Below are 7,403 nucleotides of genomic sequence, written 5' to 3'. Positions count from 1 at the left end.
AACGCTTCGGCCGCCGCCCCCAACCGCCCCGGATACCCCAGCAGGCATGGATCAACGACCCGGCCAAGCGCGGCGAACCCGCACCACAAACCTCATAGCATCACGACCGTCTCACTGGACTTGAAATCTTCCGGGGAGCAAGCTCAGTGGGGCGCTACCGCGCCCCCATAGAGAGAAGCCCAGGAGTCAGGCGCTAGCTTCCTTGGGCCGCTACGCGGCCACCTGGTGAAGGCGTCAGGGCAAGGACGAAAGTCTTTACTCTCTGCACTGTGCCGCCGCTGCCATGAGGGCGGACGTAAGGCTGTGACCTGGCAATATCTCGCAGCCGGCGAAGGCGCAGGGCTAGCCTGAAAGACCCTGAAACCGTGGCAGGATCTGAGCTGCTAAGACTAGGCGATCCGAGCTTGCCCCCTCAGGGGGTCACACCCCCACCCCTTCGCCGTCGGCGTAAGCCACGGGCGTGACGCTCACGGCACTATCGCGTTGTCCTGTCATGACTGTGAACGAGTGGCTGGAGTACTGGTTGGCGCGAGCGCCCAAGCTCAGCGATGAGCAGGTGGACGAGATCCTCCGCCTTATGGGGCTGGAGCAGGGACCAGGCGGCAAGGGCGACGACCAGAGCGTCTCGTAAACCATCGTTAGTGAGACAGTCGGCCAGCGTGCGAGCAGTGTCCGTTTCACGCCCGTTGCGCCGTCTCGAAACCCGTCTCAAAAGATCTGTCTCACCGCTAGCTTTCGAGACACGTTTATGAGACGGTCCAGTCATGACTAAGACGATCACCCCGGCCGAACAGGTCGAGCGCCACGCCTGCCCGAAGTGCCAGGCACCCGCAGGAAGCCCCTGCCGTACCGGCGCGGGCAAGGTCGCAGCGAACTACCACACAGGCCGCTTCACCCTGGTGCCCGCGCTCAAAGCGGAACTGACCGTGAAGGCTCCGGCCGACCGCAACCCAGGCAAGCCGTGGACTGCGGGCGCACCCGTGGCACAGGCACCCGAAGGAACACCGGGCGCAGCGATCCGGCTTGGATACGCCCGATGCTCGACCGTGGGGCAGGAACTCCAGTCCCAGTTGGACGCCCTTGCCGGAGCGCAGTGCACCCGCGTGTTCTCCGAGAAGATCAGTACCCGTGTGAAGGAACGGCCGGAGCTTGAGAAGGCGCTCACGCTGGCACGCGAGTTCAAGCAGGCAGCACCGAACCAGCCGGTCATCCTCACCGTGGTTGAGATGAAGCGTCTTGCCCGCAGTGCGGCAGAGCTGATGTCCCTGTCGTCCACCCTTCAAGCAGACGGCATCCAACTGGAACTCCTCTCCGGCCCCCTCCAGGGAGCATACGACCCGAACGGCGCGGGTGCCATCGTGTTCGCCGTGCTCGCTGTCAGTGCAGAGGTCGAGCGGGAAGGCATCCGGGAGAAGACGTTGGAAGGGCTCGACGCTGCGGCCCGCAAGGGCAACCACGGAGGACGCCCGACCGTGGTGGACGACGACAAACTAGCCGTTGCCCGTGCCCGGCACGCGAAGGGAGAGAGTGTCAGCGCCATCGCTAAGGCGCTGGGGGTCTCCAGAGCCACCCTTTACCGCCACCTGGGAGGAAGCGCCTGAGGAGGGCGTACAGCACCGCGCAGAAGTCGGATTCGTGACGCGAGGAGGTCGCCAGGTCGACCGGTACCGGCGGCAGATGCGGCACCAACGACCGCTGCGTCGCAAGCCTCACTTAGAGTGACGATCAAGATTCCGCAGGCCGTAGCGGGGATCTCGGTTCGAACATGGGGTTGGGATGAGCTGGTGGGACAGAAGGCCCGAGGAGCGGACGCGATGGGTGCTTGACCCCTTGGTGGGAGTGGGGCCCTTGCGGTTCGGGATGGACTCCGACGAGGTCAGGGCGGCCTTGGGCGGGGTCGCCGACGGCGGTGGGCAGGTCTCGGCCGACGGTGAGTTCTGGGTACCGTACGGCGATCTCGGGGTTACCGGAATCTACAAGCAAGGGATGTTGCTGGTCGCCGTGGCGATCAACGCCCTTGACGGCCCTCTCGTGCGGTTGGGGAATGTCGAGCTGATAGGCCGAGTTCCGTCCGAAGTCCGCTCAGACATCCACGAACTCGCGCGCCGGGAAGGGGTCTCGGTTCGTTTGAACTGGAGCGGTGATCCAGAGATCGCTGCATGGGGAGTGTCCATGAGTACTGCGCAGAAATGGCAGACATCGCCCGAGAGGGAGTTGCAGCGCCAGGACGCGGTCATCACCTCTACCCTGCTCGTGAACCCCGAGCTGGCTGAAGACCCGTACGCAGCTGTGCCGGTCATCCACTGGCAGGACGTTCGGGAGCAGGAGAAGAGCAACGGCACCTGGCCAGTAACAGACGATCATGACCGACCACTCTGGGAGTGGACGCCGCTGAGATCGGTCGGGCCTCTACGGTTCGGGATGAGCCCGCTGGAGGTTTCGGCCGCGCTGGACGGCGAAGCGCCGGCTGGGCGGCAGGGGGAGTTCGCTCACTGGTGGCATGGGGAAAGCTGGCCGTGGACGTTGACCGAGGAACGGTTTGATAGAGCAGGGGTCAGTGCGCACTACTGGTACCAGGAAGGCGTGCCGGTCCTGGGAGCCGTGGATCTGCACGGGCGCACTGGGCCCCAGGTGGTCTACGCCGGTATCCGGCTCATCGGCATGACACCTTCCTCGGTCAACGCAGCCTTGTTGCAGCACATCGAGACTCACGAGCTGGGACTGACCTTCGGCTGTGGCGGCGACATCGGCCTGTACGACTTCAACATGTACTCCCGCGTCACCCGAGCGGGGGACTCTCTCATCAGCGCAGCCCGGTTCTGCGCGACAGATTGGGAAGACCAGGGCTGACACCACACGAGGGCTGGCAGCCCTGCCTGCTGGAGGATAGGCCCCTGAACGTTACGAGCGGCCTATCTGTCTCGCCTGAACCCTGCCCCTACCGTCTCGCGCCGCCGCGATCATGGGAGGGGCAAGAGCCTGTACCTACTCGGCGCGCACCACCATGGCGAACGACGTACGGATGCGCCGGAACCCTCTGTGCCCACTACGGCCGGTATGGCTCATGCACTCGACGTCGACCGCTTCGGAGTCTGTCGACGGCTGCGCCGTCCACTTGCACCACAAGCACTCAGCCTCGTACGTCACTTCGGTATCCGGATGCTCTTTGATCCGGTGCAGCACGTACCGGAGCAGAGCCTCTTTCACCTTGGCCGCCGCGTCTTGTGGGGGTGGTTGCTGATCTCCACATCGGCATCCGTCGCCGCCGACAGGTCACCCCTGTCCCGTGCTGTCTGTCTCTGTATGACCAGCGCCTCACAGACACCACAGCCAGCCGCCGGTTTCGGGGGCGGAGGGGGTAGGGCCAGGTGTACCGGTCCGGTCATCGTCGTCTGCCTCTCGCTCACATCGCACGCCTTCCCGTCCCACTTCTGATGTCGATGTACAGACCGTAGGCAGCAGCGTTGCGAGGGGTCCACGCGGTTGCACGCGGTTGCACGGATTCACCCGAGGGCAGCGAGAGCCTTCGTGATCAGGGCGCGGGCTTCGGCTCCGCGCACTGCGGATCGAGACAGCTCGGAGAACGCTCGGAGGTACGTACGGATCTCGCCGGGTGTGGTCAGGTTGATCTCTGCCGTGAGGGTCTCCACCGCTACCTGGTTGTCGTCGAAGGCGTAGAAGGCTTCGAGCGGCCAGACGGTTCGACAAGCACGCGCGGGGATGATGCCGAGGGATACGTTCGGCTGCCTCATCACCGAGAGCACGTGTTCGAGCTGGGCCGCCATCGCGGCATCGTTGCTCAACCGGTAGTAGAGAACCGTCTCTTCGAGTACCAGCGCGAACCGATGATCCCCCTCCCGGATCACGCGGGACCGTTGGGTTCGAGCCTGCACCGCGTCGGCCACGTCGTCCGGGGTTCCCTGGAAGGTCGTGATGGACCGCAGAAGTCCCGTCGCGTAGCCGGGCGTCTGGAGCATCCCCGGCATGACGTTCGAGGCGTACACGCGAAAGGAGCGGGTCCGCTGGTACAGCGGGACAGTCTGCTCATGAACTCGCCGCATCCCGTCACGATGGATCTGCCGCCACTCGACGTACATCGATTCTGCGTTGCGAGACGCAGCGATCAGATCGGCCGCGTGATCATCGGCCCCGCAGGCAACGCACCAAGCCCGGATGTCAGCGTCCGAGGGCGGCGTCTTGCCGCGTGCGATCCGCGACGACTTCGACTTGTGCCATCCACACCGAGCGGCCAGCTCATGCCCCGTGAGCCCAGCGTCTTGCATGAGGCCCTGCAAGCGGGCAGCCACAGCGGCTCGCGCCGCTTGGGCGCTGGAGAGTGGAGAGGAAGGCATGAGCTCACCGGTCAGGAATCAGACGGCGTACTTCTCGTGCGGGACAGCTCGCTCCCACACCGCTTCGAACGCCGACGTGCACAGCTTGGCTACATCAGGATCTTCCGTCTGGTCGGTGTGAACCCACCGGCCGATCCCGTCGAAGATGTTGAACTGGACCAGCTTGCCGTCGAACAGCCAGAAGTCGTTGCCCGGCAAGGCAAGGTCCGAGGCACTGCGACGGGGCAGCCAACGAATCTGCTCGCCGGCCGCCAGGTTCGTGAAGGTGCCTGAGTGCTCGAAGGCGATGTAGTCGCTGACCGGCTCGGACACGATGCGGGCCCGTCGGATCAGCACTCCCTTTGCCGTCACCTCCTGCACGAGGTCAAGCCAGGGACGCCACCATGAGGCCCGGTCATCCGGGTTCAGCCGGTGCCCCTGCTTCCATGCGGAGAAGCCTTCGATCTCGTTGTCCACGCCGTACCCGTCGCGCATCTCCAGGTGCACGGCTGACTCCCGCACTGACCTGATGAGGTCAGAGAAGTCAGTCAGACTCTGCGACACGAAGCGCCTCCCTGAGAAGCGGGACCATCCGCTTCGGAACCCTGATCACCGACTCATGCCCAGGGATCAGAACATCCTGCGAGCTTTCACCCGTGGTCTGCTCGTCTGCTGTCCACCCCTGGATCACGAGATCCTTCGACTCCTGGTCCACCCACACAGCAGGCGATCCGTGATCTCCGGACTCAGGATCTTTACCAACGAACCGTAAGGCCATGAGGTCCCTCCCTGTCGAGCGCGTTGCGCCTGGTTGCACGACCCTCACCCTGCCGGACTGTGCTGGTCAAGGGGGCGTGTTCACCCCATCGGGGCCAGGGGCGGCTGCGTCCTGGGAAGTGCATGCAAAAGGCGTCCGGCTCTGTACGGGCCGGACGCCCTCTACCTACCTACACCCACTCCACGGCCGAGACGATGCGCCCGCCGTCGTGTCGAGGGGCAGGGAGCGGCGTTCGCCGCAGCGTGCGCGAAGCCTGCTCACGCTCTCTCGCCCCGAGCCCTCGAAGGATCTCGGCCCGCTCCGCATCGGTCATGCCTGCGAGCGACTCAGCCATCCGACGGACGGCATCTCCGCTGGTCACTAGGGCTTCTTGACTGTCAGCGGAAGCATCTTCTTACCGCTCTCGCTCAGTTGTGGCCATGTGTCGAACTGCGGGCACACACCGCAGTCGAAGCACGGCGTCCAGCGGCAGTCCTCGACCTCGGTCTCGTCGAGCGAGTCCTGCCAGTCCTCCCAGAGCCAGTCCTTGTCGAGGCCGGAGTCCAGGTGGTCCCAGGGCAGGACCTCCTCGTACGTCCGCTCGCGGGTGGTGTACCAGTCGACGTCCACGCCGAAGGCGGGCAGCGTCTTCTCCGCGCTCCTCATCCACAGGTCGTAGCTGAAGTGCTCGCGCCAGCCGTCGAAGCGGCCGCCGGACTCGTAGACCTCGCGGATGACGGCGCCGACCCGGCGGTCACCGCGGGAGAGCAGGCCCTCGACGATGCCGGGCTTGCCGTCGTGGTAGCGGAAGCCGATGGAGCGGCCGTACTTCTTGTCGTCGCGGATCTTGTCCCGGAGCTTCTTCAGCCGGGCGTCGGTGTCCTCGGCGCTGAGCTGCGGGGCCCACTGGAAGGGGGTGTGCGGCTTGGGCACGAATCCGCCGATGGAGACGGTGCAGCGGATGTCGTTCTGCCCGGAGACCTCGCGGCCCTTGGCGATCACGTTGACCGCCATGTCGCCGATCTGGAGGACGTCCTCGTCGGTCTCGGTGGGCAGGCCGCACATGAAGTACAGCTTCACCTGGCGCCAGCCGTTGCCGTACGCGGTGGAGACCGTGCGGATCAGGTCCTCCTCCGAGACCATCTTGTTGATGACCTTGCGCATCCGCTCGGAGCCGCCCTCGGGGGCGAAGGTGAGGCCGGACCTGCGGCCGTTGCGGGTCAGCTCGTTGGCCAGGTCCACGTTGAACGCGTCGACGCGGGTCGAGGGCAGCGAGAGGCCGATCTTGTCGTCCGTGTACCGGTCGGCGAGGCCCTTGGCGATGTCACCGATCTCGGTGTGGTCCGCGGAGGAGAGCGACAGGAGGCCGACCTCCTCGAAGCCCGTGGCCTTGAGCCCCTTCTCCACCATCTCGCCGATGCCGGTGATGCTTCGCTCCCGCACGGGGCGCGTGATCATGCCGGCCTGGCAGAAACGGCAGCCGCGGGTGCAGCCGCGGAAGATCTCGACGGACATCCGCTCGTGGACGGTCTCGGCGAGGGGGACGAGCGGCTGCTTGGGGTACGGCCATTCGTCGAGGTCCATGACGGTGTGCTTGGACACGCGCCACGGCACGCCGGACTTCTTGGGCACGACACGGCCGATGCGGCCGTCGGGGAGGTACTCGACGTCGTAGAAGCCGGGGACGTAGACGCCGCCCGTCCTCGCGAGGCGGAACAGCACCTCCTCGCGGCCGCCGGGGCGGCCCTCGGCCTTCCAGGCGCGGATGATCTCGGTGATCTCCAGGACGGCCTGCTCGCCGTCGCCGATGACCGCGCAGTCGATGAAGTCCGCGATCGGCTCGGGGTTGAACGCGGCGTGGCCGCCCGCCAGCACGATCGGGTGGTCGACGGTGCGGTCCTTGGACTCCAGCGGGATGCCCGCGAGGTCGAGGGCCGTGAGCATGTTGGTGTAGCCGAGCTCGGTGGAGAAGCTGAGGCCGAACACGTCGAAGGCGCCGACGGGGCGGTGGCTGTCCACGGTGAACTGGGGCACCTTGTGCTCGCGCATCAGCTCCTCGAGGTCCGGCCACACACTGTACGTGCGCTCGGCGAGGACGCCCTCGCGCTCGTTGAGCACCTCGTAGAGGATCATGACGCCCTGGTTGGGGAGTCCGACCTCGTAGGCGTCCGGGTACATGAGTGCCCAGCGGACGTCGCATTCGTCCCACGGTTTGACGGTGGAGTTCAGCTCACCGCCGACGTACTGAATGGGCTTCTGCACATGCGGGAGGAGCGCTTCGAGCTGCGGGAAGACCGACTCGGCAGACATCTGAG

Annotated in this window: 6 protein-coding genes; 3 read left to right on the top strand and 3 right to left on the bottom strand. The window is 65.6% G+C overall.

Translation table 11 applies throughout. The annotated features are described in order from the left end of the window. Window positions 1-493 precede the first annotated feature (493 nt). From ACIRD8_RS15540 to ACIRD8_RS15530, 3 genes are all read left to right on the top strand, one after another. Window positions 494-631 carry a hypothetical protein gene (locus tag ACIRD8_RS15540; protein ID WP_176724496.1) on the top strand — a complete coding sequence of 46 codons (138 nt, stop codon included), beginning with the start codon at window positions 494-496 and terminating at the stop codon, window positions 629-631. A 133-nt stretch (window positions 632-764) separates the two neighbouring features. Continuing rightward, window positions 765-1,601, top strand: coding sequence for a recombinase family protein (locus tag ACIRD8_RS15535; RefSeq protein ID WP_403990700.1), 837 nt, complete (start codon window positions 765-767; stop codon window positions 1,599-1,601). A gap of 259 nt (window positions 1,602-1,860) precedes the next feature. Then, entirely contained in the window at window positions 1,861-2,850 is a 990-nt protein-coding gene (locus tag ACIRD8_RS15530) for a hypothetical protein (protein ID WP_403990697.1), read from the top strand. A 653-nt stretch (window positions 2,851-3,503) separates the two neighbouring features. Here ACIRD8_RS15530 and ACIRD8_RS15525 read toward each other — a convergent pair. From ACIRD8_RS15525 to ACIRD8_RS15515, 3 genes are all read right to left on the bottom strand, one after another. Next, on the bottom strand, window positions 3,504-4,352 hold the full coding sequence (locus tag ACIRD8_RS15525; RefSeq protein ID WP_403990694.1) for a helix-turn-helix domain-containing protein: 849 nt from the start codon (window positions 4,350-4,352) through the stop codon (window positions 3,504-3,506). 18 nt (window positions 4,353-4,370) lie between these two features. Next, the gene (locus ACIRD8_RS15520; protein WP_403990691.1) at window positions 4,371-4,895 is read right to left on the bottom strand and encodes a DUF6879 family protein; all 525 of its coding nucleotides are present in this window, start codon (window positions 4,893-4,895) and stop codon (window positions 4,371-4,373) included. A gap of 574 nt (window positions 4,896-5,469) precedes the next feature. Beyond that, window positions 5,470-7,398, bottom strand: coding sequence for a TIGR03960 family B12-binding radical SAM protein (locus ACIRD8_RS15515; RefSeq protein ID WP_403990689.1), 1,929 nt, complete (start codon window positions 7,396-7,398; stop codon window positions 5,470-5,472). Window positions 7,399-7,403: the final 5 nt, after the last annotated feature.

It is taken from the genome of Streptomyces sp. NPDC102451, assembly GCF_044765485.1.
Taxonomy (GTDB): Bacteria; Actinomycetota; Actinomycetes; order Streptomycetales; family Streptomycetaceae; genus Streptomyces.
This window is presented reverse-complemented; position numbering and strand designations above follow the sequence as displayed.